This window comes from Streptomyces sp. NPDC029014 (assembly GCF_055564695.1).
The window spans coordinates 1-25,868 of the sequence record NZ_JBVHVT010000106.1; the positions used below are offsets into that span (position 1 = coordinate 1).

The window sequence follows — 25,868 nt, forward strand, 5'->3', positions numbered from 1 at the left end:
GCGGGGGGAGGAGAGGTGACGGAGAGGAGTGGGGGTGGGAGCGAGGGGTGGGTTGCCCCCCCCCCCCCCCCCCCCCCCCCCCCCGCACCCGCGCGGCCGGGCCCCTCAGCCCGGCGGCCCCACCGGGCCCCTCATCGGTCCCGGTCGTACGTGTGGAACCCGCGGCCGGACTTGCGGCCCAGCAGGCCCGCCTGCACCATCCGCTGGAGCAGCGGCGGCGGGGCGTAGAGGGGTTCCTTGAACTCGTCGTAGAGGGCTTCCGCAATGGCGGCGACGGTGTCGAGTCCGATCAGGTCGGCCAGTCTGAGCGGTCCCATGGGGTGGGCGCAGCCCAGCTCCATACCGGCGTCGACGTCGGCGGCGGTGGCGAAGCCGGATTCGGCCATGCGAACGGCCGAAAGCAGGTAGGGGACCAGGAGGGCGTTGACGACGAAACCGGCCCGGTCCTGCGACCGGATCACCGTTTTGCCCAGCGTCTCGCGGGCGAACGCCTCCACCGTCTCCACGGTCTCCCGGGCCGTGTGCAGCGAGGTGACGACCTCCACCAGCGGCAGGACGGGGACGGGGTTGAAGAAGTGCAGCCCGACGACCCGGTCGGCGCGGCCGGTGGCCATGGCCAGGCGCATGACGGGCAGGGAGGAGGTGTTGGTGGCGAGGATCGCCTCCGGATCGGCGACGATCTTGTCGAGGGCGGCGAAGGTCGCGGTCTTGACCTCCGCGTCCTCGGTGACGGCCTCGATGACGAGCTGCCGGTCGGCGAGGTCGTCGAGGCTGCCGGAGAAGACGAGCCGGGTGAGGGCGTGCTCGGCGGAGATCCGGTCGGTCTTGCCCCGCTGGACGGCGCGTTCGAGGGAGACGGCCACGCGTTCGCGGGCCGCCCGGGCCGCGGCGTCGCCGGCTTCGCAGACGACGGTGTCCAGCCCGGCCCGGGCGCAGACCTCGGCGATTCCGGCACCCATCTGCCCACCGCCGACCACCCCGACCCTGCTGACGACGGCGCTCACGACCGCACCTCCGTCCGGACCAGGTGACGGCTGTAGGCATCGGAGGTGAAGAAGGCCGGCAGGTCACGCCCGAGTGCGGTGCGCTCCAGCACCGCCCGGGCCTGCGGGACCAAGGCGCCGGGCCGTTCCGCGGCGAGTGCCGCGCACTGCGCGTCGAGGACGGCGAGTACGGCGTCGCGGTCGACGCAGCGGTGGCGCAGCCACTGCCAGAGCTGGGTCCGGGCGACCTCCGCGGTCGAGGCGTCCTCCAGCCGGCCGTGGAGGGCCACGGCCCCCTGGCCGCGCAGCCAGGCCTCGACGTAGCGCAGGGCGACGGCGACGTTGGCGCGGACGCCCTCCCGGGTCGGAGGGCCGCTGGTGCGGCGGACCGCGAGGAGGTCGGCGGCGGCGACGGCGACGTCCTCGCGGGTGCGGTCGAGCTGGTGGGGGCGGTCGCCCAGCACCCCGTCGAAGACCTCGCGGCAGACCGGGACCAGGCCCGGATGGGCGACCCGGGAGCCGTCGAACCCGTCCTCGGCCTCGCGTTCCTCGTCCAGGCGCACCCTGGCCAGGGCGGCCTGCTCGGCCGCCGGGTCCCTGCCCGGCAGGTGGGCGGCCGTGGCGCCGATGGCGTGGGCGCCGCGCCGGTGGCAGGTGCGCACCAGCAGCTCGGTGTAGGCCCGCAGGAAAGGGGCGGTCATGGTGATCGCGGCGCGGTCCGGCAGCTGGAAGTCCGTGCGGTGGCCGAAGGTCCTGATGATGCTGAACAGGTAGTCCCAGCGGCCGGCGGTCAGGCCCGCGCTGTGCTCGCGCAGTTCGTGGAGGATCTCCTCCATCTCGAACGCGGCGGTGACCGTCTCGATGGGGACGGTGGCGCGGACCGTGCCGCGGGGGACGCCGAGGAGGTCCTGGGCGAGCCGGAACACGTCGTTCCAGAGTCTGGCCTCGTAGCGGTTCTCCAGCTGGGGGAGGGAGAAGTACGGTCCGGAGCCGGCGTCGATCTGCCGTCGGGCGCAGTGGAAGAAGTACAGCCCGAAGTCGACCAGCGAGGCGGACGGGGCACGCCCCTCGACCCTCAGGTGCTCCTCGGCGAGGTGCCAGCCGCGGGGCCGCACCATGAGGGTCGCGGGCCGCGCGACGAGGCGGTGCTCCCTGCCCCCGGGCGTGGGCGGGTCGATGCGCCGCCGACAGGCGTCGAGCAGGTTCAGCTGGCCACCGATGACGTTGTCCCAGGTGGGGGCGGTGGCGTCGGCGAAGTCCGCCGTCCACACGCGGGCTCCGGAGTGGAGCGCGTGGACGGCCGTCCGCCGGTCCGGCGGGCCGGTGATCTCGACCCGGCGGTCTTCCAGGCCCGGGGCCGGCGGGGCGACCCGCCAGCCCGGGTCCGCGCGGACCGCGGACGTGGCGACGGGGAAGTCGAGCGGCGTGCCCGTGGCCAGGCGGCCCGTCAGGCGGCGGCGTTCCTTGAGGACCTCCTCGCGGCGGTGTGCGAAGGCCGCGTCGAGGGCGCCGACGAAGTCGAGCGCCTCCGGGGTGAGGACCTCGTCGTGGCGGCCGCCCGGCGCCGCGAGGACCCGGACCCGGTGCGTGGTTGCGGTGGTGGACATGCGGTCTCCTGACGGGGGCGGAGCGGGGCGGGTGGCCTAGTGGAACTGCTCCTCCTCGGTGGAGCCGGCGAGCGCGGTGGTCGAGGACTCCGGGTTGACGGCGGTGGAGACCAGGTCGAAGTAGCCGGTGCCGACCTCCCGCTGGTGCCGGACGGCGGTGAAGCCGTGCTGCTGGGCGGCGAACTCCCGTTCCTGGAGGTCGACGTAGGCCGTCATGCCGTGCTCGGCGTAGCCGCGGGCGAGGTCGAACATGCCGTGGTTGAGGGAGTGGAAGCCGGCCAGGGTGATGAACTGGAACTTGTAGCCCATGGCGCCGAGTTCGCGCTGGAACTTGGCGATCTGGTCGTCGTCCAGGGCGGCCTTCCAGTTGAAGGAGGGCGAGCAGTTGTAGGCGAGCATCTGGTCCGGGAACTCGGCGTGGACCGCCTCGGCGAACTCGCGGGCCTGCCCCAGGTCCGGGGTGCCGGTCTCGACCCAGAGCAGGTCGGCGTACGGGGCGTAGGCCAGGCCGCGGGCGATGACCGGGGCCATGCCGCCGCGCACCCGGTGGAAGCCCTCCGCCGTGCGCTCCCCGGTCGTGAACTGCGCGTCGCGCTCGTCGACGTCGCTGGTGAGGAGGTTCGCGGCGAGGGCGTCGGTGCGGGCGATGACCAGGGTCGGGACGTCGGCGATGTCGGCGGCGAGCCGGGCCGCGTTGAGGGTGCGGACGTGCTGGGAGGTGGGGACGAGGACCTTGCCGCCGAGGTGGCCGCACTTCTTCTCCGAGGCGAGCTGGTCCTCGTAGTGGATGCCGGCCGCGCCGGCCGCGACCATCGCCTTGGTCAGCTCGAAGGCGTTGAGCGGGCCGCCGAATCCGGCCTCGGCGTCGGCGACGATCGGGGCCAGCCAGTCGGTCGTGTCGCTCCCGCCCTCGGCGGTGGCGATCTGGTCGGCGCGCAGCAGCGCGTTGTTGATCCGGCGCACCACCTGCGGCACGGAGTTGACCGGGTAGAGGCTCTGGTCGGGGTAGGTGTGGCCGGCCTGGTTCGCGTCGGCCGCGACCTGCCAGCCCGAGAGGTAGATCGCCTGGAGGCCGGCCCGGACCTGCTGGACGGCCTGGCCGCCGGTCAGCGCGCCGAGGGCGTGGACGTAGTCCAGCTCGTGGAGTTGCCGCCACAGCCGTTCGGCGCCGCGCCGGGCCAGGGTGTGCTCCTCGCGGACGCTGCCCGACAGGCGGACGACCTCCTCGGCCGTGTAGGTGCGCTCGATGCCCGCCCAGCGCGGGTCGGTCGCCCACCGCTCCTCCAGCTGCTTCGCCGCCGCCGTGGTCGTCTTCGCCTCTGCCATGACCGCCACCGTCTCCCTGGGTCGCTTGATCTGCCAACGTTCCGCCAACGAATGACGGGGTGTTGGCACTGTGTGCCGTGAATATGGGTGCGGCCGCCGGTCCCACCTGAGGCGGAACGGAGCAATCGTGCCGGGCGCACCGACGAGGACTGTCAGGATCTCCGACGTCAGGGCATTGATCGTGCCCGGACCGTCCCCCTCGGCCGCCGGGGTCCGGCGGGCCGCAGAACAGACTCTGACAGCGGCACGCAGTGCCATCAACGGGGGACGTCTGCCAAGTTCTGCGAATCTTCTGAGGCCCTTTTGCCAAGCTTGCAAACGTTGGCGACGCGAAGAACGCGCGTACGCTGGGACCGACCGAGGGGCGGGGGAGTGCGGGTGGGCAAGACGTACGCGGGTGCGCGGCTGCGGCGGCTGCGCGAGGAGCGCCGGATGAGCCAGGCCGAGTTGGCCCGGGTCCTCGGCATCTCGCCCAGCTACCTCAACCAGATGGAGCACGACTCCCGCCCCCTGACCGTGCCGGTCCTGCTGCGGCTGACCGAGACCTTCGGGGTCGACCCGGGCTTCTTCTCCGAGCGGGACACCAGCCGGCTCGTCGCCGACCTGCGCGAGGCGCTCGCGGGCGAGGTCGCCGAGGCCCGGGTCTCCCCTTCCGACCTCGCCGAACTCGCCACCCGCATGCCGACCGTCGCCGCGGTCCTGCTGGACCTGGGCCGGCGCAGCCAGCTCCTCGCCGAACGGCTCGCCGGGACGGCCGACGGCAGGGACGCGGGACCGCCCGCCGGGCCGCGCTCGCCGCACGAGGAGATCCGCGAGTTCTTCTACCGCCGGCAGAACTACCTCCACGACGCCGACCTCGCCTCGGAGGACCTCGCCCGTGAGATCGGGATCCGCCCCGGGGACGTCGTGCGCGTGCTCTCGGCACGGCTCGCCGACCGCCACGGGGTCCGCCTGGCGGGCGGCGCGGAGCGGCTGCACCACTTCGACGAGCGGGCGCGCGTCCTGCACCTCTCCGGCCGGCTCCGCCCCGGCCAGCAGGCGTTCCGCATGGCCACCCAGCTCGCCCTGCTGGAGTACGGGGACGAGTTGGGCCGGCTGGCCGCCGAGGACCTCCCGCCCGGCACCCCGGCGCACGGCCTCGCCCGGATCGGCATCGCGAACTACTTCGCCGCCGCCCTGATCCTCCCGTACCGGGCCTTCCACACCGCCGCGGAGGAGTTCCGCTACGACATCGAACGGCTCAGCGACCACTTCGGCCTCAGCTACGAGACCGTCTGCCACCGCCTCAGCACACTGCAACGCCCCAGGCTGCGCGGGGTTCCGTTCTCCTTCGTCCGGGTGGACCGGGCGGGGAACATGTCCAAGAGGCAGTCCGCGACCGGCTTCCACTTCTCCCGGGCGGGCGGCACCTGCCCGCTGTGGAACGTGTACGAGGCGTTCGCCGCCCCGGGACGCATCCACGTCCAGGTCGCCTCCATGCCGGACGGGCAGCGCCACCTGTGGACGGCCCGGGCGGTCACCCGCCACCGCGGCGGCTGGGGCGAACCCGGCAAGACCTTCGCCATCGGACTCGGATGCGAGATCCGCCACGCCTCCCGGCTCGTCTACTCCGACGGCCTCGACCTGGACAACGCGGCCGCCGCGATCCCCATCGGCATGGGCTGCCGGCTCTGCGAACGCCTCGACTGCCCCCAGCGCGCCGTCCCACCGCTCGGCCGCACCCTGGCGGTCGACGAGAACAGCAGCACCTTCGTGCCCTACCCCGTCGCCCCCGAACCCGGCTGAACGGCCGGACCCCGCCGTGACCCCGGGCGCTCGTGAGCACTCACACGTCTCAGCGGGTGGCAGGATCCACCCCATGACCAACTCTGCTGCCATCAGGACGTACTGGGACGCCGCCGCCGACGGATTCGACGAGGAGCCGGATCACGGGCTGCGCCAGGCGGTGACCCGCGAGGCATGGGTGACCTGTGTGTCCTCCTGGATGCCGGAGACCGCGGCCGACGTCCTTGACGTGGGCTGCGGTACCGGCTCGCTGTCCCGTCTGCTGGCCGAGGCGGGTCACCGGGTCACCGGTGTCGACCTCGCTCCGAAGATGGTCGCTCATGCCCGTGCCAAGCTGGCCGCATCGGGTCTTCGAGCACGTTTCCTGGTGGGCGACGCCACGGCCCCGCCGACGGGCGGGGCCACCTTCGACGTGGTCCTGTCCCGGCACTTGGTGTGGACCCTGCCCGACCCCGTCGCCGCACTGCGCGGGTGGGTCGCGCGGCTTCGTCCGGGGGGAACGCTGATCCTGGTCGAGGGGCGCTGGCGACAGGCCGGCCAGTCCACCCCGTACGTGACCGGGGCGGAGATCCTGCCCTGGAACGGCGGCGTGAGCGCGGAAGACCTCACCGACGCCGTCCGCCCGCTGGTGGCAGATCTGCGCGTCGAGCACCTCAGCGACAACCCCCTGCTGTGGGGCGGTCCGGTCGCCGACGAACGCTACGCGCTGATCGCACGGGTCTAGGGCTGAGGAGATCCGGGTCGAAGCCCCGCCTGCCCGCTGTACTCCTCGGGGTTGACCTGGCCCTTCCGTGCAGCAGCGGTGGTGACCTCGTGCCGGGGTGATCGTTTCCGGGGTGGGAGCGGTGCCCGCTGCTTCTTCGGTTTCGCGCAGGAACGAGGGTCCGGGTGGACACCATCACGGCCAAGCGGCACATCTTCTCGATGCTGGACGTCGACGGCGACGGGGTCATCTCCCGGCAGGAGTACCTCGCCCGGCCGGAGCGCGCCGCCGGGGCACTGGGCCGGGCTGGCGACGACCCGCTCCTGTCCTTGGCGCGTACCGCGCACGACCGGGTGTTCGCGTCGATGGACGCGAACCGGGACGGACGGGTGACCTTCGCGGAGTACGAGGCGTGGGCGGGTGGGGAGGCCTTCGACGAGGTGTGCAGGCCGGCTCTGGGATCGCTGTTCGACCTGGCCGACGCCGACGGCGACGGACACCTTGACCGGGCGGAGTTCACCCGGCTGCGCCACGCCCTGGGCAACCCCGTCGACAACGCCCGTGCTGCCTTCGACGCGCTGGACGAGGACCGTGACGGCCGTATCGACCGCGAAGCCTACCTGGCACAGATCCGTTCCTTCGTCACCGAAGGGTCGTCACCCATGGCGCGCGCTCTCCACGCGCAGGCCCCCGGCTGACCGCGGACACCGCCCTGTAGAACCGACCACCGGACCGCACGGCGCTGCGCCGGGCGCGGTGCCGTTGGTGTACGTGCGCGGGAGCTCGGACCCGCGTTGCACCAGGGGGGCCGCCGCTGCCCCGACGGTCGCTGGACCGCGATGGTCGGGGTGGCTCCGTCGTCGGCCGCGCCGCCCGGCATGGCCGAGGAGTTTCGGCAGCCGTGTGCAGCGCCCCTGCGAGTTGCCCGACGTACGAAGAAGGGCGGCGCGCTTCCTCCTTCCGTCCCGGCGAGGCCGGCCGGAGCGCTCGCTCGGACGTCGGCCGCCTCGGCTGAGGTCGCAGCGACCGCACCGGCTGCCGTACCCACTGTCGATCTTGAGTAGGCTCAGCGTCCGGGGGCCCGCCGATCTGCGAACGGGCCTCCATTGTGAACCAGTTGAGGAGAACCGTGCGCCTGACCATCGACCGACGCCTCACCCTCGGTGCCACCGTGCTCGCGATCGCGATGACGGTACCCACGGCGTCCGCCGCCGTGGCCGCCCCGCCCACCCCCGCCCGCCCCGCGACGACGCCCGCCCCCGCCCCGGTGGCCCCCGACCTGGACGGGATCACGCGAGCACTGCGCAACACCCTTACGGCCGGAGCGCCCGGCGCCATGGCCCGCTACTCCGGACCCGACGGGGTCCGCAACGTCACCGAGGGGGTGCAGGACCGGACCACGGGCGCCGCCATGGACCCCGCCTCCCGCTTCCGCGTCGGCAGCGTCACCAAGACCTTCTCCTCCGTCGTGCTGCTCCAGCTCGTCGCGGAGGGCAAGATCCGCCTGGACGACCCGGTCAACACCTACCTGCCGGGCCTGCTGCCCGACGGCCGGATCACGGTGCGCCACCTCCTCAGCCACCGCAGTGGGTTGTCGGACTACACGAACGCCATGTTCGCCCAGACCGTCCCCGGCTTCGAGTCCGTCCGCAACCGGGTCTTCACCTATCAGGAGCTCGTCGACCTCTCGCTGCGCGAGCCCCGGACGGCCGAGCCGGGCGCTTCGTACCAGTACTCGAACACCAACTTCGTCGTGGTCGGCATGCTCATCGAGAAGGCCACCGGACAGCCGGTCGCCGAGGCCTACGAGCAGCGCATCATCAAGCCCCTGAAGCTCAAGAACACCTCGTACGTCCACCCCTCCACGGCCATCAAGGGTCCCCACGCCCACGGCTACCTGCACCCGGACGAAGAGGGCGCGCCGCTCGTCGACTCGACCGAGCAGACCGTCTCGTGGGCCCAGTCCGCCGGCGCGATGATCTCGACCGAGGCCGACCTGTCCACCTTCATGTCCGCCCTGCTCGGTGGCCGGCTGCTGCGCGCGGACATGCTGGACGCCATGCTCGCCGCGTCGCCCACCGACGCCACGAACACCCGCTTCTACGGCCTGGGCCTGCGCCGCTACGACCTCAGCTGCGGCACCTCGGTCTACGGGCACACCGGCACCGTGCAGGGCTTCTACACCTACGCGTTCACCACCCGCGACGGGAAGCGCAGCCTCAGCGCCATGGCGAACACGTCCAACCGCGGGGCCGCCAACACGGCCCTCGGCGGGACCCTCGAAGCGGCCTTCTGCGGAAAGAAGCCCGCGCCCGCGGGCCCGGCTGCGCAGTCGGCCCCGTCCGCCGCCCAGCGCGGCTTCTCCGCCACCCTTCAGGCCGAAGCCGACCTCCCCGAGAACCGCTGACCGGCACCCGCACACACCCGGGCAGTCCGCACGGCGCGCTGCCCGGACGGCGCACCGCTCCCCCGCAGGGGTGGGGGAGCGGTGCCCCCGGGAGCGTCCCGCCGCCGCCCCGTCGGCCGGCGCCCGCGCGGAAAAGGACGGGCCGCCGCGGCACGCCGCCCGTTACGATCGGGCCCTCACCCGACAGATCACGGCGGCGCGACGGAGGCACCGATGACACAGGCCCCCGCGCGGCCGACCGGCCCCGCCTCCGTGCCCGTGCCCGCGCCCGCCCACCCCGACCGGCTGGAGCAGGGGCACCCGTTCCGCCAGTGGAAGACCTGGCGCATACCCGGTACCGGGCTCACGCTCACCGGATACTCCCGCGCCAACGACAAGACGTTCTTCCACATCCCCGAACTCCGCTGTGCGCTCGACGCCGGACTCGCGGAAGGCCACCGGCCGGAGACCGTCTTCCTCACCCACACCCACCACGACCACGCCAAGGACCTCGACCACCTCGCCGCCCGGCCCGGAGGCGTCGACATCCACCTGCCGGCGGCCGCGCTGCCCTACGCGGAGGCCTTCCTGCGGGCCTCCGCCGAACTGAACCACGGAACCGCCTACGACCCGGCCCTCGCCGCGCACTGCCGGCTGCACGGGGTCCGCGGCGGCGACGCGTTCACCTTCGGGCGCCGCGGGCACCACGTGCGGGTGGTGGAGTGCGTGCACAAGGTGCCCTGCGTGGGCTACGCGTTCTCCGAGCGCCGCAAGGCGCTGCTCCCCGAGTACGAGGAGCTGCGCCGCTCCCTCGCCGCACAGGGCCGGGGCGCGGAGTTCGGCCGTACGCTGGCCCGGCTCCGCGCGGAGGGCGTCGAGGTCGAACGGGAGGTGCTCAGGCCGCTGTTCGCCTTCCTCGGCGACACCCACGTCAGCGTCTTCGAGGACAACCCGTGGCTCTTCGAGTACCCGGTCGTCATCACCGAGTGCACCTACCTCGACGACGCCGAGCTCGAACGGGCCGACCGGGTCGGACACACCGTCTGGAGCCGGCTCGAACCCGTCGTCGAGGCCCACCCGGACACCCTCTTCGTCCTCACCCACTTCAGCCTGCGCCACTCGGACCAGGACGTCCTCGCCTTCTTCCGAGAGAAGCGGCCCGACAACGTCCTGCTGTGGGCGCACCCGGACAGCCGCCTGCCCGAACAGCACCAGCCCGGGGGCCCGCATGCCTGACGACGCCGCCTGGTCCCCGTACCCGAAGATCCCCTCCCGCGCCCGGCTGGGCGAGGCGCGGGCGGCCGGGCACTGGGTCGCGCTGGAGAAGGTCCACGGCGCGAACTTCGCGGTCGTCTGCGACCCCGCCGGAGTGCGCCCCGCCAAGCGCCGCGAACTGCTCGGCGAGAGCGGGCTCGACGACTTCTTCGGCGTCGGCCGGATCTGGCCCGCCCTGGCCGTCGCCGCGGAGCGCTGCGCCACCGCGCTGCGCCGCCACCACGGCGCGGACGACTCGGCACCGGTCACCGTCTACGGGGAACTGGCGGGCGGCCGCTACCCGCACCCGGACGTGGCTCCCGCCCCGGCCACCGAGCCGGTCCAGACCGGCGTCTGGTACGCCCCGCACCTGATCTGGCTGCCCTTCGACGCCACCATCGACACCGGCGACGGCATCCGCTGGGTCGCCGACCGGGTGCTGCGCCGGGCCGCGGACGCCGCGGGCCTGCACTGCGCCCCGCTCGTCGCACACGGGACCCTCGCCCAGGTCCGGGAACGCACGCCGGTGTTCGCGACCCGGGTGCCGGCCCTGCTCGGCCTGCCCGAACTGCCCGACAACCTTGCCGAGGGGCTCGTCCTCAAGCCCGCCGGGCAGTGGCCGGCCGCGGACGGCCAGGGGGTCGCCCCCCGCCCGGTGGCCAAGTCCAAGCACCCCGCCTTCGCCGAGGACGACCGCTTCGACGGTTCCCGCCCGTACCTGCCGCCCGCCGAAGGCGCCGCCGGCGTGCCCGCCTGGCTCCTCGGCCGGGCCACCGCGCTGCTCACCCCGGCCCGGGCGGCGGCCGCCGTCAGCAAGCTGGGTCCCCGCACCCGGCCCGAGGAGATCGCCGCCGAGACCGCCCGCGACGTGGTGGAAGAGCTGGCCGAGGCCCTGGGCGGCCTCGACGGCCCCCTGGCCCCCGCCCTGCAGCAGGCCCTGCTCCCCGGCGCCGTGTCCCTCGCCCACTTCGACGCCGCGGACCGCCGCACCCGCGCCTGACGCGGGACTGACTCACGGGCCGGTGACGGCCTGTTCCAGGAGGGCGTGGAGGACGCGCTGCTCCTGCTGGCTGAGGCCGGACAGCGGGGAGTCGACGGCGAGGAGAGCGAGGAGGCGTTCGCGCAGTGCGGTGCCCTCGGGGGTGAGGACGAGGTGCTTCGCGCGGCGGTCGGTGGGGTGCGGCCGGCGCTCGACCAGGTCCTGCTTCTCCAGCTTGTCGACGACGAAGGTGGTGTTGGAGGGCTCGCAGCTCATGCGCTCGGCGAGTTCCCGCATGGTCATCGGCCCGCTCATCTCCCGCAGCGCGGTCGCCTGGGAGGCGGTGAGCCCCAGGGCGGCGGCGCGCTCCCGTACGTGTTCGGCGATCCGCTGGGCCAGTCCGTTCACCAGACCGCACAGCTGTCGCTCCGCGATGACCTGCGGATCCGGGGGCGTCGTCATGCCACCAGCCTACCAAGTCCATCAAGCAAAAACATTTCTAGCTTGAATGATTCGAGCTTGATGCTTATGGTGGGCGTCGCCGCCGCGGCCGAGCACCCCGCGGCGCCCTCACGACAGCTCACGAAGGAGTGGCCATGGCCGACTTGACGATGACTCAGGACGGACGACTGAGCCGGTCGGCGGGAATCCGCTCGATACGGCTGGGCGACACGAAGGTGTCGTACGTCCCGGACGGCGACGTGCGGCTCCGGCCGCTGCAGCTGCTCCGGGACACCACCGACGAGGTCTGGGCCGCGCACCCGGAGTACCTGGACGCCACCGGCCACCTCGTCGGGAGCGTGGGCGGTCTGCTCGTGGAACACGGCGACCGCGCGCTGCTGATCGACGCGGGCTTCGGACCGCAGCGGCACGAAGCCCCCGACGGCCCCCTCGCCGTGATCCACGGAGGCGCCCTCCCGCAGGGCCTCGCCGAACTCGGCCGCCGCCCCGAGGACATCGAAGCGGTGGCCTTCACCCACCTCCACGCAGACCACCTCGGCTGGGCCTGCCACCCGGCCCCGGGCGGTGACCGGCCCCTGCTCGCCCACGCCGACTACCTCGTCTCCGAACAGGAGTGGGCCGGGCGCGACCTCCTCGAGGCCCAGGGCATGGCCGAGCAGGTCGCGGCGCTCGCACCGCGCGTGCGAACGGTCACGGACGGGCAGGAGGTCTTCCCCGGCGTACACGTGCGGATCACCCCCGGCCACACCGTCGGCCACGCCGAGTACGTCATCTCAGGCGGCGGACGGCGCCTGATCGCCTTCGGCGACGCCGTGCACTCGCCGGTCCAGATCGACCACCCCGGATGGTCCTCGGGCTTCGACCACGACGGCGCCCGGACCGCCGACCACCGCCGGCGCCTGGTCGCAGAACTGGCAGAGCCCGACACGATCGGTTTCGGCGTGCACTTCGCCGACGTGGTGTTCGGACGCGTACGGCAGGACGGGCAGGCCCCGGCCTGGCAGCCCGTGGACGCCTGACCCGGCCTCCGGGCCACCGGTCCGGGGCCGCCCCCGCGGGGAGGCCGGGTCCGCCCCCGCGGGGGACTGCATGGGTCCGCCGCGGGCGGGGTACGGGCCGGGAGTGGGACGTGAACGGCTGACGTTCGACGGCTGGATCGCCGCCGTCGGGACGGGGTCCGGCACCCGTGTGGTCGTCGGTCACTGGCCCCGGTCGCCCTTCGGCCCGTTCAGCGACGTGATGCTGGAGCGCGCCGACGGCCGGCGCCTGCTGCTGGCGCCCGGCGCCCGTACCGCGGAGTGCATCGCCGGCATCTACCACTTCGACGAGGTCCTGATCGTGCCGGTGGGCGTGCGGCGCCGGGAGCCCGAGTGGGACGTCACCGCGGGCCCCCTGCACCTCCGCTTCGTCGTCGGCCGGCGCGGAGCCCTCGGCCTCGCCCTGCGCGCCGTACCCCGGCCGCTCGCCCGCAGGCCGGCCTGGGCCGCCCTGGCCGACGGCCCGGCCCGCCTGCTGCCCGGCGTACGCACCCGGGGCAGCTCCCGCCCCGGACACCGCCAGTGGTACGCGGCCTGCGACCTGCGGTGGATCACCGCGGCCGCCGCCTCCTTCGACGGGACCGACCTCGGCCCGCCGGCCCCCGTCCGCCCGCCGGTGCGCTTCGGCTTCGCCTCCGCCCCCGCCACGCCGGCGCTGGTCCGCGTCGTCACCACCGTCGAACGCCCCGCGTGAGCGGGACCTTCCGAGCGGGCAGACGCACCGCGTGCAGACCTTCCTCCCGTTCCCGGGATTCCTCGAATCCGCCACCGTCCTGGACCCCCGGCGGCTGGGCAAACAGCGCGTCGAGGCCCTCCAGGTCCTCCGGGGCCTCACACGGCCCGGATACGGCTGGCGCCACCATCCCGCGGTACGGATGTGGGCCGGCTACGAGGAGGCCCTCGTGCGCTACGGCCTGGACGTGTGCAGCGTGTGGACGGCGGCGGGGCGCGCCGACTCCTGCGCGGCCTCGCTGATGGCGGGGTTCCGCGCCGTCCGGGCGCGTGCCGAGGTGCGCGACCAGCGCCGCCTCGCGGCGGACGGAGAGCTTCCGCCCTGGCTGGGCGACCCCGCGTTCCACCGCAGCCACCAGTCGGCGCTCCTGCGCAAGGCCCCGGAGTTCTACCGGCGCCACTTCCCCGGAGTGCCCGAGGACCTTCCGTACGTCTGGCCGTCGTCCGACCGGGGCACCGGCCCCCCCAGCCGCTGACCCGGGTCCTCCAGCCGGGCCTACCGTGGGGTCATGCGGCTGCTGCTGACCTCCGACACGCACCTCCCCACCCGCGCGAAGACCCTCCCGGACGACCTCCTGGCCGCTGTCGACGAGGCCGACGCCGTCGTCCACGCCGGCGACTGGACCGACGAGGCCACCCTCGACCTGCTGGAATCCAGGGCCCGCCGGCTGATCGGCGTGTACGGCAACAACGACGGCCCGGCCCTGCGCCGTCGCCTGCCGGAGGTGGCCCGCGCCCGGCTGGCGGGGCTGCGGTTCGGCGTGGTGCACGAGACCGGCGCCGCCGCCGGGCGGGAGCGCCGTTGCGCGGAGCACTTCCCGGACCTCGACGTCCTCGTGTTCGGCCACAGCCACATCCCCTGGGACTCCACGACCCCGGGAGGCCTGCGCCTGCTCAACCCCGGCTCGCCGACGGACCGCAGACGGCAACCGTTCTGCACCTTCATGACCCTCACCGTCTCCGAGGGCGCGCTCCACGACGTCGCCCTGCACCGGCTACCGCCGCGCCGCTGACCCGTGATCAGGAGGTCAGGGTGACCCGGCCGCCGCTGTTGCCCCTGCCGAGGCACTCCAGGTAGGGGTCGGGGTCGCCCTGCCGCTCCCGGCAGACCCAGGTGGCCCCGGCCGTGCGGACCTCGGCGGGTGCGCCCTGGGTGTGCTGCACGATCCTCGTGTACGCGGCCGCGACCTCCAGCGCGACGGCGCACGACCCGGCCCGGTCGGCCGACACCCCGAGTCCGGAGGCCGCGTCGGTTCCGCAGAACACGAGGGGCGCCGGCGTGGGCGTTCCCCCGGCGACGGTGGAGGCCCGGTCCGCGCCGGCGGAGGCGTCAGCCGGGGCCGTCGGCACCAGTACGACGGCCGCCAGCACGACGGCCGCCCACAGGGCTGCGGCCACTCCGGGCGTCGTCGGGCGCACGTCCGCCTCCTTCTGCACGGTGCCGCCCGTGCCCCTGTGGGGCGCGGGCCGTACACCACCCTGGCCCGCAGCGCACGGCCGCGCCACTCGAACGGGGTGCCCGCGGGCGCATGGGACGGTCCTGCCGGGGCAGGCGCGGACCGTCCAGGTCGTGCGGAACGAGCAAGGCGGTGGACGTGCGCAGCATGGGTGTGGAGGAGGAGCTCCTGCTGGTGAGCAGTGAGAGCGGCGCGCCGCTGGCGCTGTCGGCCGCCGTGCTGGCCATGGCCTCGCACGACGCCGGCGACGGGGCCGACTGCGCCTTCGAGAAGGAGTTCATGAACGAGCAGGTGGAGTTCGCCACCCGCCCCGCGACCCGCCTGGACGAGCTCGCCGAGGAGATCGCGCGGTGGCGCGCCGAAGCCGCCCGGCACGCCGCGGCGGCGGGCGCCGCGGTCGCCGCGCTGGCGACCTCCCCGCTTCCCGTCAGCCCGTCGACGAGCCCCGGCGAGCGGTACTGCTGGATGGCGGAGCGGTTCGGGCTGACCGCGCAGGAGCAGCTGACCTGCGGCTGCCACGTGCACGTGGCGGTCGACTCGGACGAGGAGGGGGTCGGCGTCATCGACCGCATCCGGCCCTGGCTGCCGGTGCTGACGGCCGTGAGCGCCAACTCGCCGTTCTGGCAGGGATGCGACAGCGGGTACGCGAGCTACCGCAGCCGCGTCTGGAACCGCTGGCCGTCCGCGGGGCCGACGGAGGTCTTCGGCTCGGCCGACCGGTACCACCGGCAGGTCGCCGACATGGTGGCCACCGGCGTGCTGTGCGACAGGGCGATGGTGTACTTCGACGCCCGGCTGTCGGCGACCTACCCGACGGTGGAGGTCCGGGTGGCGGACGTCTGCCTGCACACCACGACCACGGTGCTGGTCGCGGCCCTGGTGCGGGGGCTGGTGGAGACGGCCGCCCGGGGCTGGGCGGAAGGGGAGCCGCCCGCACGGATTCCGGTGGCGCTGCTGCGGCTCGCCTCCTGGCGGGCGGGCCAGGCCGGACTGGCCGGACCCCTGCTCCACCCGGTGACGATGCGGGCGGCGTCGGCGCGCACGGTGGTGGGGGCCCTGTACGAGCACGTCCGCGACGCGCTGGAGGAGAGCGGTGACGCGGCGGCCGTACAGCGGGGCATCGCGGACCTGTTCGCGCGGGGCAACGGGGCGCGGCTGCAACGGGAGCAGTACGCGAGGGAGGGCGACCTCCGGGCCGTGGTGGAGGCGGCCACCCGCGCCACCGTCGAGGCACTCGTCCCGGACCGGGCCTAGGGCCGGCCACAGGGCCGGCCGCCGTTCGCCCCCGGCATCCGTTCCGCTCCGGCGGAAGCGGAGCCTTCGGGCTGGCGACGGGCGGGGCGATACCTGACATTCTCCGACATCAGGGGGGAGTCGCCCGGCGTGACCTCCGGATCATGTGCCCAGGCGTTCGACACGTGGACGCCGGCGCGTTTCCTCATCCTTCCCAGGAGGACACCCATGGTCACGAGAAGACGCCTGCTCGTCGGCGCCCTGTCCACGACGGGCGCTGGCCTGGTCACCGGCGCCGGACTGCTGCCCGTGCTGCAGACCGGCACCGCACGGGCCGCCGCGGACGAGACCGGTCCGGCGGCCGTCCCGCCGCCGTTCACGGTGAAGATGCCCCAGCTCCCCGTCCTCACCCCGTACTCCACGCAGGGCGGGGTGGACGCGTACCGGGTCACCGTCAAGGAGGTCTCCCGGGAGATCCTGCCCGGCGTGCAGACGAAGGTCCTGACCTACGACGGCCACTTCCCCGGTCCGGTGCTGCGCGCCCGCAGCGGCCGCCGGGTCACCGTACGCCACCGCAACACCCTGGACATGCCGATCTCCGTGCACCTGCACGGCGCCAACGTCACCCCGGAGAACGACGGCGGCCCCATGGACACCGTCGCCCCGGGCAGGACGCGCACGTACACGTACCCGAACGAGCAGCCGAACGCCACGCTGTGGTTCCACGACCACGCCCACCACATGGAGGCCGAGCACGTCTACCGCGGCCTGTCGGGCACGTACCTCCTGACGGACGAGACCGAGCGCGCCCTGCCGCTGCCCTCCGGCCAGTACGAGATGCCCATCGCCCTGCGCGACGCCCGCTTCGACGAGAACGGCCAACTGGTCTACCAGATGGACGACTTCCGGGGCCGCACCACACTGCTCGCCAACGGCCGCCCCAGCCCGTACGTGGAGGTCGCCGCCCGCAAGTACCGCTTCCGCCTGCTCAACACGTCGAACCTCCGCTTCTTCAAGCTGCGGCTCGCCGACGGCGGTCAGATGGTGCAGATCGGCTCCGACGGCGGCCTGCTGGAACGCCCGTTCACGACGGACACCGTCCCGCTGTCCCCGGCCGAACGCGCCGACGTCGTCATCGACTTCTCCCGCTACCCCGTCGGCACGAAGATCGTGCTGCAGAACATGCCGGGCCCGGGCACCACCGAGCCCGGCAACGTGCTCCGCTTCGACGTGGTCCGTACCGCACCCGATCCGAGCCGGATCCCGGACGTGCTGCGCTCCCTGCCCGCGGTGGACGCGCTGCCCAAGCCCGCGGTCGAGCGGAAGATCGTCCTCAGCATGGACGAGGACGGCCGCACCGAAGCGCGCGGCTTCATCGACGGGCTGCAGTGGGACCCGGACCGGATCGACCAGACGGTCACCTTCGGGACCTCCGAGATATGGACGGTGACCAACGCCAACCAGCGGATCCCGCACAACTTCCACATGCACCTCGTCCAGTTCCGGGTGCTGGAGCGGGGCGGCGTCCCGGCCGCGCCCGCCGAGGCGGGACTGAAGGACACGGTCCAGCTGTTCCCCGGCGAGACGGTGAAACTGCACGCCACCTTCAACACCTACCGGGGCACCTACGTCTACCACTGCCATCTGCTGGACCACTCGGCCATGGGCATGATGGCCAACTTCCGAGTGCGCTAGCCGCACGCGCCGGGTTCGCCGGAACCGCAGGGACTCCGCCCGCGGCGGCGAGCCCCTGCTCCGGTCGATCCGAGTCGACGGCGCGGCGATTCGGTGCGGTGCGGGGTGGTCGGCGCCGTGTCGGGGAGGTCAGCGTGCGCCGGTGCCGGTCACGGCGCGCAGCCACCGCAGGAGAGCACCTCCCCCGCACTCGTTCGCCCCTCCGGCCCCTCCCGCCTGCCCTCACCCACGCTTGCCCTCCCGCCCTACGAGGCATGCTCCCGCCGTGCGGCCCTCGCGTCACTCCCCGTTGCCCCCTCACCCCGGGTCCCCTTCCGGCCGGATGGTCGTCTGCGGCGACGACGGCCTCGCCCACCGGGTCTCCGCGGAGCTCCTCGACGTGTACGGCGAACCCGTCACCCTGATCGTGCCCGCCGCCCGCGAGGCCGAGCGCGTGCTGGGGCACCACCACGGCCCCGGCCCCGGCATCGGCTCCGGCCGGGGGCCGGGCCTCGGGCTCCTCTCCCGCGTACCGCTCGCCAGGCCGTCGGACGCGGCTGCGGGGGAGCGGCCCGGGGCGGGCGAACTGCGGATCGTGGAGGCGGCCGAGCCCGACGAAGCGGTCCTGGCCGCTGCGGGTGTGGGCGGCGCGCCGGCGCTGTGCCTCGTGTACGAGGACGACGACCGCAACGTGCAGGCGGCCCTGGTGGCCCGACGCCTCAACCCCCGTGTCCGCCTGGTCATCCGCCTGTACAACCGCAAGCTCGGGCTGCACCTGGCCGAACTGCTCGACCAGGCGGCCGTCGTCGCGGCCCCCGCCCCGGACCTGCCCGGCCTCGACGCCTCGACCACCGTCCTGTCGGACGCGGACACCGCGGCACCCGCCTTCGCTGCCACCGCGGTCGCGGGCACCAGCAAGGTCGTCCAGGCCGACGGAATCCTGCTCAGGGCGGTGGAGCGCACGCCCCGCCGGCGCGGCGCCCCGCCCGCCGGCGCCCTGTGCACACTGGCGCTGCTCTCCGTGGACCCCGACGGCCCGGAGGGCAGCGAAGGCCCCGCCCGCTCGTGGAACCGGAACTGGGGCGGCGACCGGGACCGCGACCGGGATCGCGGGCCGTGGCTGCTGCCGGACGACGACGAGACCGCGCACGCGGGCGGGCGCTCCGTCGTCGCCCTCGAAGTCGTCCCGCCGCCGCGCCGCCGGCGCATCCCCTCCCCGCTCCCGGGCGCGGCGGCCCTCCTCGGCTCCTTGGGATCCCTCTTCTCGCCGCGCCTGAACTGGTCGCTGGCCGGGGTCGCCGTCGCCGTGGCGGCGCTCGGGCTGGCTTCGTGGCTGACGACCGGCGACTCCCCGTTCCACGCCGCGTACGTGACGCTCCTCGACATTTTCGCCTTCAACGACCCGGCCGTCCGGGAACCGCCCGTACGGCAACTGCTCCAGGTGCTCGGCGGTTTCGTGGGCATGCTCCTGCTGCCCGTCCTCGTGGCCGCCGTGCTGGAGGCCGTGGGCGCGTTCCGTACGGCTGCGGGGCTCGGACGGCCGCCGGGCAACCTCTCCGGGCACGTCGTCCTCGTCGGCCTGGGGAAGATCGGGACGCGGGTCCTCGCGCGGCTCAGGGAGCTCGGCGTCCCCGTGGTGTGCCTGGAGTCGGACTCCCTGGCCCGCGGGCTGCCGCTCGCCCGCCGCCTGCACGTGCCGGTGGTCCTGGGGGACGTCACGGAGGAGGGGGTCCTGGAGGCGGCCCGCGTCCACCGGGCCCGCGCCCTGCTCGCGCTGACCAGCTCGGACACCACCAACCTGGAGGCGGTCCTGCACGCCCGTACGATCAAGGGCGACCTGCGCGTCGTACTGCGCCTCGACGACGACGACTTCGCCGAGGCCGTCGACCGCACCCTGAGCACGGCGCACCCGGGGGCGCTCACCCGCAGCCGCAGCGTCACCCACCTCGCCGCCCCCGCCTTCGCCGGGGCGATGATGGGACGGCAGATCCTCGGTGCCATCCCCGTCGAACGCCGCGTCCTGCTGATCGCCGCCGTCGACGTGGCGGGACTGCCGGAGCTGGAGGGGCGAACGATCACGCAGTCCTTCCGCCCCGGCGCCTGGCGCGTCATCGCACTGGACGCCGCACCCCGCACGGAGCGCCGCCCGCACCTGCCCGGGGTCCGCCGCGCGGGCGACCCGACCGCCGCCGGGGGCCTGATCTGGGACCTGGACCCCGACCGCGTCCTCACCGGACAGGACCGCGTCCTGATGGCCGCCACCCGGCCCGGCCTGGCCGAGCTCCTGGGCCGCCGCCGTACTCCGACCGCCAACCGCTGACGCCACCCGGCCGGCCGGTCCTCGCGCTCCGACCGCGGTGGTCAGCGCTGGTCAGCTGTTCTGGTAGTTCTCGAAGTGCGCGTGGGTCAGCCGGTACCCGCGGTCCGCCTGCGCCAGGCCGATCGTCCACGGGCGGCCCCCGTCGTCCAGGACGACGCAGTTGTGGCCGTACTGGGCGGCCCCCATCGCGTAGAGGTCGATGGCCCTGTCGCACATGGTCAGGAGGGTCTCCCAGTACTCCAGCGGGGAGTACCGGCGCACGTTCGAGAAGAACACGGCCGTCTGTTCCTTGCGCGACCTCTGGTACTCGTGGAAGTGCCGCAGTGCGCTGTCACCCCGGTCGCTGAAGGAGCAGGCGCGCCCGCGCGGCGTCACGAACCGCTGCCCCGGAGCCATCCGTGCGCCGATCTCCTCGGCCGTGGGGCCCTGCACGGCGCGCTGCTGCGGCGCTGCCGGCACGACGGGTACCTGCCGTACGGGCTGTTGCGGCTGTTGCTGCGGCGCGGGCTCGTCCTCGTCGGAGTCCTCCCAGCGGCTGCGCCCCCGAGGCCTTCCCCCGTCCTCCTCGTCCATGGAATCGGACGTGGACGACGGCACGGCGGAGGGCGGCTGCGCGGGGTTCGGCCGCGCCTGGGCCGCGATCCGCGCCTCCAGGACCCCGCGCACGATCTCGCGCACCGCGGCGATGACGGGCGGACCTGTGACCGCCCCGCCGAGGACCAGCTGACCGCGCTGGCGCAGGCCGAAGAGGAGGCTCGCGTCGAGGTACTCGGGCCCGCCGGCGCCGACGGACACCCACAGGGGCTTGGGGAACGCGAAGTTCGCGCCGTGGATGACTGCTTGCATCGGGCTCCCCGAGGGGAGCAGGTAGGACGTCGTGAGCACGAGCCCCGAGAGGTCGATGTACGTGTCGTTCGGCGCCTCTGCCATGGTCCCCCACCCATTCGACCGGGCCGTCACATCGATCGGAGTTTATCCGTCATGTCGGGCCCCTGAGGGGCGAACGGCGAAGCCGGCCGCCCCGGCCGGGCCGAGCCTTTCGGGGCCCGGCCTCCTCGACGGCCGGCCGGCGGACCGGCGCGTAGGAGGTGACCGGCGTCGCCGTGTTTGCCGCTGCTGCTCCGCGGTCGCACGCTGGAGGTACGGGGCCGACGCGCGCGTGCGGCCGTGGCCCGCCAGCCGGCCTCCGCTCTCGAAGAAGGAGGCACCTGTCATGACCACCGTCGAGGACATGCTCGCCACCTACCCGGCCGACCTGGGCCGCATCGACCAGGCCAGGCTCACCCGCTGTATCGAGGCGTGCCAGGCCTGTGCCCAGGCGTGCACCGCGTGCGCCGACGCCTGTCTGTCCGAGGGCATGGTCGGCGACCTGACCAAGTGCATCCGCACCGACATGGACTGCGCCGACATCTGCAACGCCACCGCCTCGGTGCTCTCCCGCCACACCGGGTACGACGCCGACGTCACCGCAGCCCTGCTCAAGGCCTGTGCGGTCGCCTGCAAGGCCTGCGCCGACGAATGCGCCACCCACGCGGACATGCACGAGCACTGCCGGCTGTGCGCCGAGGCCTGCCGCTCCTGCGAACAGGCCTGCAACGAGCTCCTGACCGCCCTGGGCTGACCCGCCCCGTCAGCCGGCCCCGGCGGCCGACCCGTCTCAGAGGAAGTTGTTGGGCCAGATCATGGTGCGCCACATGTGGGCGACGGGGGAGCCGTCGAAGCCCAGGCCCTGCGGCGGCTGGCGGAAGTGGCGCCCGACCACGTCCTCGAACTCGTCGAACTCGATGTGGACGTCCGGGTCGAAGGTGTACACGTCGTTGACCGTGACCATCCGGGCCGACATGTACCAGCGGTGCCGACGGGCCTCCAGGTAGGCCGTGCGGGTGTGTGCGGGCGGCTGTTACTCGGTGCCGAAGAAGCCCGCGTACGCCTGCGGGTAGCCGTAGCCCACGCTGTCGTCGGGGAAGTACCGCAGCACCTCGTGCTGGCGGATGGCCCAGGCCACCTCCTCGTCGACGTACGGCTCCACCAGCTGCGCGCCCCAGTGCCCGTGGTGGCTGCGCAGGAGGCCGGCGACGGAGATGTCGTGCAGCAGGCAGGCCAGGACCACCTTCTCGCACATGCCCTGCTCGCGGGCCCGGCGGGCGCTCTGCAGCATGTGCCGCACCGTGAACGGGTCGAGGGCGAGGCGCAGCCGGAAGTAGTCGGCGAGCGTGGGATCCTCGGGCATCGCGGGAAGGCTGTGGTTGTCGCCCATCATGAACACCTCGCCCGGGCCCAGCGAGGACAGCCGCCGATCGCCGGGTACGTGGTCGGCGGTGCCGAGGGTGGCGGCCGCCGGCGGACAGATCACGCGGACGTAGTTGTGCTGGCCGTGGGACAACGCAGTGCCTTCCTGGTCGGGAGCCGCCGGGCTGGCTGGGCACCGGCGGCCCCGATCCCACCAGGATGATCAGCACTCGGGGCGCCGCCTTCACCCGGTCGGCCGAGCGCACGCCGGCAAGAGACCACGAAAGAGGGACGGCGCGCATCCCTGCGCTCACGCTGGGCGCACGGCCGGCGGATCGGACCTGCCCTGTGCGCCCCCGTGCACCGTGACCGCCGGGCGGCTCCCCAGCGCGCACCGGCGGGACGCGGGGGCGACGCGAGGGCGGCCCGGGGCTACAGCACGGCGACCGTGAACGCGTTGTCGACGTAGGTGCCGTTGAGGTCGTACGTGTTCACGGTGACGGCGTTGGTACCGCAGACGGCGTTGGGGGCGGTGGTGAAGCTGCGCCGGTTGGAGTTGGGCAGTTCGACCTGGACCACGCTGAAGGCGAGGTTGACCTGGTCGTCGACGTGGACGCAGTAGCGGCCGGTGTTGACGTGGCGCACCCAGCTGACGTTCTTGGCCCGCTTCAGCACGCCGGCGGCGGTGACGTCCGCGGCCGCCTGGACATACGGGGAAGTGATCGGCGTCGGATCCGCCGCGGCGGCGGGAACGGCGGCCGACCCGGTCAGGGCGACGGCGGCGAGCAGGACGGGAACGGAACGGCGCATTGACTCACACTCCTGGCGACGGCGGCCCACAGCGGGCCGCGGACGGTCTCACCACCGTCTCCGACCCGTCCCGGCGCGCGACCCGACAGCCGACCCGCATCGGCCAACCGGTACCGAACGTCACCCGCCTGGCCCGGAGGGCACGGGGCGGGGACGACACGCGGCAGGAGACGGCACGGGGCCGGGACGGCACGCGGCAGGGGCCCCCACGGCCCCGCGGTCACAGGTGGGCGAGGAGGCCTTCGAGCGGGGCGGGGACGCGGTCGAGGGGGAGCGCGTCGACGAGCACCCGCCCGTAGCTGATCTTGCGTCCCTTCTTGGTGCCGAGGAACCGCCGTAGCTGCTGCTCCGGGGCGCGGCCCTGCTGGGCCGGCTGGCGCCGGAAGGTCTGCAGGGCGCGCAGGTCCCCCTCCGCCCCGATCAGCTCCTCCACCCGTGTCACGCCCAGCGCGCGGATCAGCTCGTCCTCCAGATCCGCCGCACAGACGAAGAACCCTGCCGGTGCCGCGCCGGCGCGCTCCCAGCCGCGCGCGTAGTAACCGCGCTCGCGCTCGTCGCACAGTCCGGTCAGGCGCAGGCCCAGACCGGACGGTCCGAGCACCCCGGCGAAGCGTCCGACGTTCATCGCACCCCCCATCGGCAGTACGCAGACCCCCTCGGCGGCCGGGTCCCGGCCGAGGCGCGCCGCCAGTGCGTCGACCGCTGCGACGTCGCTGGGCCCTTCCAGCAGGACGACCGTCCGGACGGGCAGCCGGGCGGCCAGCTCGCGCGCCCGGTCGCCGGTCCCACCGGCCGCCCACGCCGTGACGGCCTTCCGGAACGGTGCCATATCAGTCATGGGACGGAGTCTCGGCCTTTTCCGACGGCCGGGCCAGGGATTTTCCTGCGGGGGTCGGCGTCCGGGGCGCACTGCGGCGCGGTCCCTGACCGTCCGGCTAGTGGTCGTCGAGGTGGGCGTCCTCGTCCTGGAGCCTGCGCCACAGTCCGGTCCGGTGCAGCACGTAGAGCGCGGCCAGCAGGAAGAGCACCTGCAACCCCACGGCGAGCAGCCAGAACACCGCCCTGCTCTCCAGTTCGCTCGTCAGGTAGGCGAAGTTCATGCCGAAGAACCCCGTCACGAAGGTCAGCGGCAAGAAGATCGTCGACACGATCGCCAGGCGGTTGATCACGCCGTTCTGGTCACCGGACACCAAGGAGGAATAGCTGGCGAAGGCGCGCCGGGCCGATTCCTGGAACGACTCGATGTCGGTGAGCGTCAAGCGCGCCGTGCGCTGGTACTCGCGCGCGAGCCGCTGCCGCGCCTGCGGGAAGCTCGAACTCATCATGCGGCGGGAGATCGTCTCCTCCGCCACCTGCGTGTAGGGGAGGAGCGTGTGGTGCAGGAGGGCCGCGTAGCGTCGCAGCTGTGACAGGCGGTAGATCTGCTCGGGCTGCCTCTTGCGGAACATCTCGTCCTCCAGGTCCTCCGCGGTCAGCAGACCCTGGACGGCGGACCGGCGGTAGGTCTCCAGGGCCTCGTCGAGCAGGAGGAACAGCAGGGCCACCGCGTCCGGGGGGCGCTCGCGCGGGAACCGGCCGGTGAAGCTCGCCATCAGCCCGGTCGCGCCCCGGTGCACCGTCAGCAGGTACCTCTCGGTCGCCACGACGTGGACGTGGACGACCTCGCCCGCCTCGACCGCGGGCAGGACGAACACGGCGGCGTCCCCGAGGAACTCGGCCCGGGCGGACTCGCCCTCCCGGCCGAGCCAGTCCAGTCCCCCGATCCCCAACCCCAGCAGACGGACGAGCGGCTGCTCCGAGGACGAGGGCCTCTCGGGCAGTGCCACGTCCACGAGCAGGAACGGGGACGTCGCGAGCCGCTTGCGTGCCTCGGACGGATGGGTACGCGTCATGGTGCCGCCCGGCATGGACATCACCGATACGATCATCGCCCCTCGCCGTCTGCCGTCCGCTGCGTCGGCTTCCAGCCTGTCCGCGCGACGACGCGGCGCAAACGCAGTGACGCGTTCGCACGACAACGCACCTCGAACAGGTGAGGTGGGCCCGCGGACGGGCACGCCGCCGGGCCGGCACGGCCGTGCTGCTGCGGACCGCGCCGGCCGGGCCGGTCACTCGTCGATGTCGACGTGCATGTTGAAGCGCACTCCGGCGATCTTGACCAGCAGGTTGCCCTGTACGCCGCGCTTGGCCAGGGTGTGGCCCACGTTGCCTTTGCCGAGGGCCGCCTTGTCCTGCGCGGCGTGGCTGACGAACTCGGTGAAGACCCCGCCCGCGGCGAGCTTCGCCGCCGCCCGCCACTCCTCGCGCAGTTCCTCGTACGCGCCGGGGTCGAGCGGGGAGCCGCCGAGGCCCAGGTTGACGCGCCCTCCGCCCACGTAGGCTTCGGCGCACTGCCGGAGGATGCCGGGGACGAGGGTGTCCTTGAGGGAGTAGTGCTTCTTCAGGGCGGCGAGCAGGCCGCTGGCGTCGGCGTCGAGCTTCTGCTTGCGCGCTTCGCGCGCACCCACCTTGAAGATCCGTTCCTTGTCCTTGTCGATGGTGTTGTGGGCTTCGGCGATGCCGTATTCCTCGTTGCGGGCGATCCTGATCGTCGCTTCCCACTGGCTCTGGACGATCCACTCCGGGTCGAACCCGATCGAGTCGCAGTAGGCCCTGAGGTCCTTGTCCGCTTCTTCGTCGCTGCTGGCGTACTTCGGCATGTGGTCCTTCCGTCGTAGCTGCGCCACCAAAGTCCCATGCGCGGGCGCGGCTGTCAGGTGGTTCCACCGAGTCGTGAAACTCGATGACAGAAGGGGAAGTTGAAGCGCGCACAGCGCAGCGGGGGGGGGGGGGGGGGGGGGGGGGGGGGGGGGGGGGGGGGGGGGGGGGGGGGGGTTTGGCGGGGGGGGGGG

Annotated in this window: 26 protein-coding genes; 14 read left to right on the forward strand and 12 right to left on the reverse strand. The window is 73.6% G+C overall.

Annotated features, from left to right (window positions below; translation table 11 throughout):
- Positions 1-131: 131 nt before the first annotated feature.
- From ACZ4VL_RS36065 to aceA, 3 genes are read right to left on the reverse strand one after another with little or no spacing between them, the layout of a single operon-like run.
- Positions 132-1,004 carry a 3-hydroxybutyryl-CoA dehydrogenase gene (locus ACZ4VL_RS36065; RefSeq protein ID WP_468208842.1) on the reverse strand — a complete coding sequence of 291 codons (873 nt, stop codon included), beginning with the start codon at positions 1,002-1,004 and terminating at the stop codon, positions 132-134.
- Positions 1,001-2,590, reverse strand: a complete 1,590-nt coding sequence (aceB, locus tag ACZ4VL_RS36070) for a malate synthase A (protein ID WP_468208845.1) — start codon at positions 2,588-2,590, stop codon at positions 1,001-1,003. Before aceB ends, ACZ4VL_RS36065 begins: the two co-directional genes overlap by 4 nt.
- A gap of 36 nt (positions 2,591-2,626) precedes the next feature.
- Positions 2,627-3,916: an isocitrate lyase gene (gene aceA / locus ACZ4VL_RS36075; protein WP_468208848.1), complete on the reverse strand. Its 1,290-nt coding sequence runs from the start codon at positions 3,914-3,916 to the stop codon at positions 2,627-2,629.
- 378 nt (positions 3,917-4,294) lie between these two features.
- Between aceA and ACZ4VL_RS36080 the strand changes: the two genes are divergently transcribed.
- From ACZ4VL_RS36080 to ACZ4VL_RS36105, 6 genes are all read left to right on the forward strand, one after another.
- Positions 4,295-5,701 carry a short-chain fatty acyl-CoA regulator family protein gene (locus ACZ4VL_RS36080; RefSeq protein ID WP_468208851.1) on the forward strand — a complete coding sequence of 469 codons (1,407 nt, stop codon included), beginning with the start codon at positions 4,295-4,297 and terminating at the stop codon, positions 5,699-5,701.
- A gap of 73 nt (positions 5,702-5,774) precedes the next feature.
- Positions 5,775-6,425: a class I SAM-dependent methyltransferase gene (locus tag ACZ4VL_RS36085; protein ID WP_468208853.1), complete on the forward strand. Its 651-nt coding sequence runs from the start codon at positions 5,775-5,777 to the stop codon at positions 6,423-6,425.
- A 164-nt stretch (positions 6,426-6,589) separates the two neighbouring features.
- Positions 6,590-7,102, forward strand: a complete 513-nt coding sequence (locus ACZ4VL_RS36090; RefSeq protein WP_468208856.1) for an EF-hand domain-containing protein — start codon at positions 6,590-6,592, stop codon at positions 7,100-7,102.
- A 431-nt stretch (positions 7,103-7,533) separates the two neighbouring features.
- A complete protein-coding gene (locus ACZ4VL_RS36095; RefSeq protein ID WP_468208859.1) occupies positions 7,534-8,811 on the forward strand; it encodes a serine hydrolase domain-containing protein in 1,278 nt (425 codons plus the stop codon).
- Between the two features lie 213 nt (positions 8,812-9,024).
- Positions 9,025-10,026, forward strand: a complete 1,002-nt coding sequence (locus tag ACZ4VL_RS36100; protein WP_468208862.1) for an MBL fold metallo-hydrolase — start codon at positions 9,025-9,027, stop codon at positions 10,024-10,026.
- Positions 10,019-11,044, forward strand: a complete 1,026-nt coding sequence (locus ACZ4VL_RS36105) for an RNA ligase family protein (RefSeq protein ID WP_468208865.1) — start codon at positions 10,019-10,021, stop codon at positions 11,042-11,044. The genes ACZ4VL_RS36100 and ACZ4VL_RS36105 overlap by 8 nt, the downstream gene beginning before the upstream one ends.
- Positions 11,045-11,056: 12 nt before the next feature.
- On the opposite strand, the gene ACZ4VL_RS36110 is transcribed toward ACZ4VL_RS36105, so the two are convergent.
- The gene (locus ACZ4VL_RS36110) at positions 11,057-11,485 is read right to left on the reverse strand and encodes a MarR family winged helix-turn-helix transcriptional regulator (protein ID WP_468208867.1); all 429 of its coding nucleotides are present in this window, start codon (positions 11,483-11,485) and stop codon (positions 11,057-11,059) included.
- Between the two features lie 134 nt (positions 11,486-11,619).
- On the opposite strand from ACZ4VL_RS36110, the gene ACZ4VL_RS36115 reads away from it, so the two are divergent.
- The 4 genes from ACZ4VL_RS36115 to ACZ4VL_RS36130 all read left to right on the forward strand — a co-directional run bounded on the left by ACZ4VL_RS36115 (position 11,620) and on the right by ACZ4VL_RS36130 (position 14,267).
- Positions 11,620-12,504 (forward strand): MBL fold metallo-hydrolase, encoded by an 885-nt coding sequence (locus tag ACZ4VL_RS36115; RefSeq protein ID WP_468208870.1) that lies wholly within the window; start codon positions 11,620-11,622, stop codon positions 12,502-12,504.
- Between the two features lie 70 nt (positions 12,505-12,574).
- Positions 12,575-13,216: a hypothetical protein gene (locus ACZ4VL_RS36120; RefSeq protein ID WP_468208873.1), complete on the forward strand. Its 642-nt coding sequence runs from the start codon at positions 12,575-12,577 to the stop codon at positions 13,214-13,216.
- A gap of 31 nt (positions 13,217-13,247) precedes the next feature.
- Complete coding sequence (locus ACZ4VL_RS36125; RefSeq protein ID WP_468208876.1) at positions 13,248-13,730, forward strand: MSMEG_6728 family protein; 483 nt, start codon at positions 13,248-13,250, stop codon at positions 13,728-13,730.
- A 33-nt stretch (positions 13,731-13,763) separates the two neighbouring features.
- Complete coding sequence (locus ACZ4VL_RS36130; RefSeq protein WP_468208879.1) at positions 13,764-14,267, forward strand: metallophosphoesterase family protein; 504 nt, start codon at positions 13,764-13,766, stop codon at positions 14,265-14,267.
- A 7-nt stretch (positions 14,268-14,274) separates the two neighbouring features.
- Here ACZ4VL_RS36130 and ACZ4VL_RS36135 read toward each other — a convergent pair whose 3' ends face one another.
- Positions 14,275-14,673, reverse strand: a complete 399-nt coding sequence (locus ACZ4VL_RS36135; protein ID WP_468208882.1) for a hypothetical protein — start codon at positions 14,671-14,673, stop codon at positions 14,275-14,277.
- Between the two features lie 176 nt (positions 14,674-14,849).
- Here ACZ4VL_RS36135 and ACZ4VL_RS36140 point away from each other — a divergent pair, with 176 nt between their 5' ends.
- The 3 genes from ACZ4VL_RS36140 (at position 14,850) to ACZ4VL_RS36150 (ending at position 19,938) form a co-directional block, all read left to right on the forward strand.
- Positions 14,850-15,965 carry a glutamate--cysteine ligase gene (locus ACZ4VL_RS36140; protein ID WP_468208885.1) on the forward strand — a complete coding sequence of 372 codons (1,116 nt, stop codon included), beginning with the start codon at positions 14,850-14,852 and terminating at the stop codon, positions 15,963-15,965.
- Positions 15,966-16,172: 207 nt separating this feature from the next.
- Positions 16,173-17,639, forward strand: a complete 1,467-nt coding sequence (locus ACZ4VL_RS36145) for a multicopper oxidase family protein (protein WP_468208888.1) — start codon at positions 16,173-16,175, stop codon at positions 17,637-17,639.
- Positions 17,640-17,961: 322 nt separating this feature from the next.
- On the forward strand, positions 17,962-19,938 hold the full coding sequence (locus ACZ4VL_RS36150) for a potassium channel family protein (RefSeq protein WP_468208891.1): 1,977 nt from the start codon (positions 17,962-17,964) through the stop codon (positions 19,936-19,938).
- A 51-nt stretch (positions 19,939-19,989) separates the two neighbouring features.
- Here the strand turns inward: ACZ4VL_RS36150 and ACZ4VL_RS36155 are convergent, their stop codons facing one another.
- Positions 19,990-20,868 carry a hypothetical protein gene (locus ACZ4VL_RS36155; RefSeq protein ID WP_468208893.1) on the reverse strand — a complete coding sequence of 293 codons (879 nt, stop codon included), beginning with the start codon at positions 20,866-20,868 and terminating at the stop codon, positions 19,990-19,992.
- A gap of 283 nt (positions 20,869-21,151) precedes the next feature.
- Here ACZ4VL_RS36155 and ACZ4VL_RS36160 point away from each other — a divergent pair, with 283 nt between their 5' ends.
- The gene (locus ACZ4VL_RS36160; RefSeq protein ID WP_468208896.1) at positions 21,152-21,559 is read left to right on the forward strand and encodes a four-helix bundle copper-binding protein; all 408 of its coding nucleotides are present in this window, start codon (positions 21,152-21,154) and stop codon (positions 21,557-21,559) included.
- A gap of 36 nt (positions 21,560-21,595) precedes the next feature.
- On the opposite strand, the gene ACZ4VL_RS36165 is transcribed toward ACZ4VL_RS36160, so the two are convergent.
- The 6 genes from ACZ4VL_RS36165 to ACZ4VL_RS36190 form a co-directional block, all read right to left on the reverse strand.
- Complete coding sequence (locus ACZ4VL_RS36165) at positions 21,596-21,781, reverse strand: hypothetical protein (RefSeq protein ID WP_468208897.1); 186 nt, start codon at positions 21,779-21,781, stop codon at positions 21,596-21,598.
- A 57-nt stretch (positions 21,782-21,838) separates the two neighbouring features.
- Positions 21,839-22,321: a hypothetical protein gene (locus tag ACZ4VL_RS36170; protein ID WP_468208899.1), complete on the reverse strand. Its 483-nt coding sequence runs from the start codon at positions 22,319-22,321 to the stop codon at positions 21,839-21,841.
- 278 nt (positions 22,322-22,599) lie between these two features.
- Positions 22,600-22,977 carry a hypothetical protein gene (locus ACZ4VL_RS36175; RefSeq protein WP_468208902.1) on the reverse strand — a complete coding sequence of 126 codons (378 nt, stop codon included), beginning with the start codon at positions 22,975-22,977 and terminating at the stop codon, positions 22,600-22,602.
- Positions 22,978-23,197: 220 nt separating this feature from the next.
- Positions 23,198-23,815, reverse strand: coding sequence for a TOPRIM nucleotidyl transferase/hydrolase domain-containing protein (locus ACZ4VL_RS36180; RefSeq protein ID WP_468208904.1), 618 nt, complete (start codon positions 23,813-23,815; stop codon positions 23,198-23,200).
- Positions 23,816-23,912: 97 nt separating this feature from the next.
- Positions 23,913-24,890, reverse strand: coding sequence for a CorA family divalent cation transporter (locus ACZ4VL_RS36185; protein WP_468208907.1), 978 nt, complete (start codon positions 24,888-24,890; stop codon positions 23,913-23,915).
- A 195-nt stretch (positions 24,891-25,085) separates the two neighbouring features.
- Positions 25,086-25,676: a hypothetical protein gene (locus ACZ4VL_RS36190; protein WP_468208909.1), complete on the reverse strand. Its 591-nt coding sequence runs from the start codon at positions 25,674-25,676 to the stop codon at positions 25,086-25,088.
- Between the last annotated feature and the right edge of the window lie 192 nt (positions 25,677-25,868).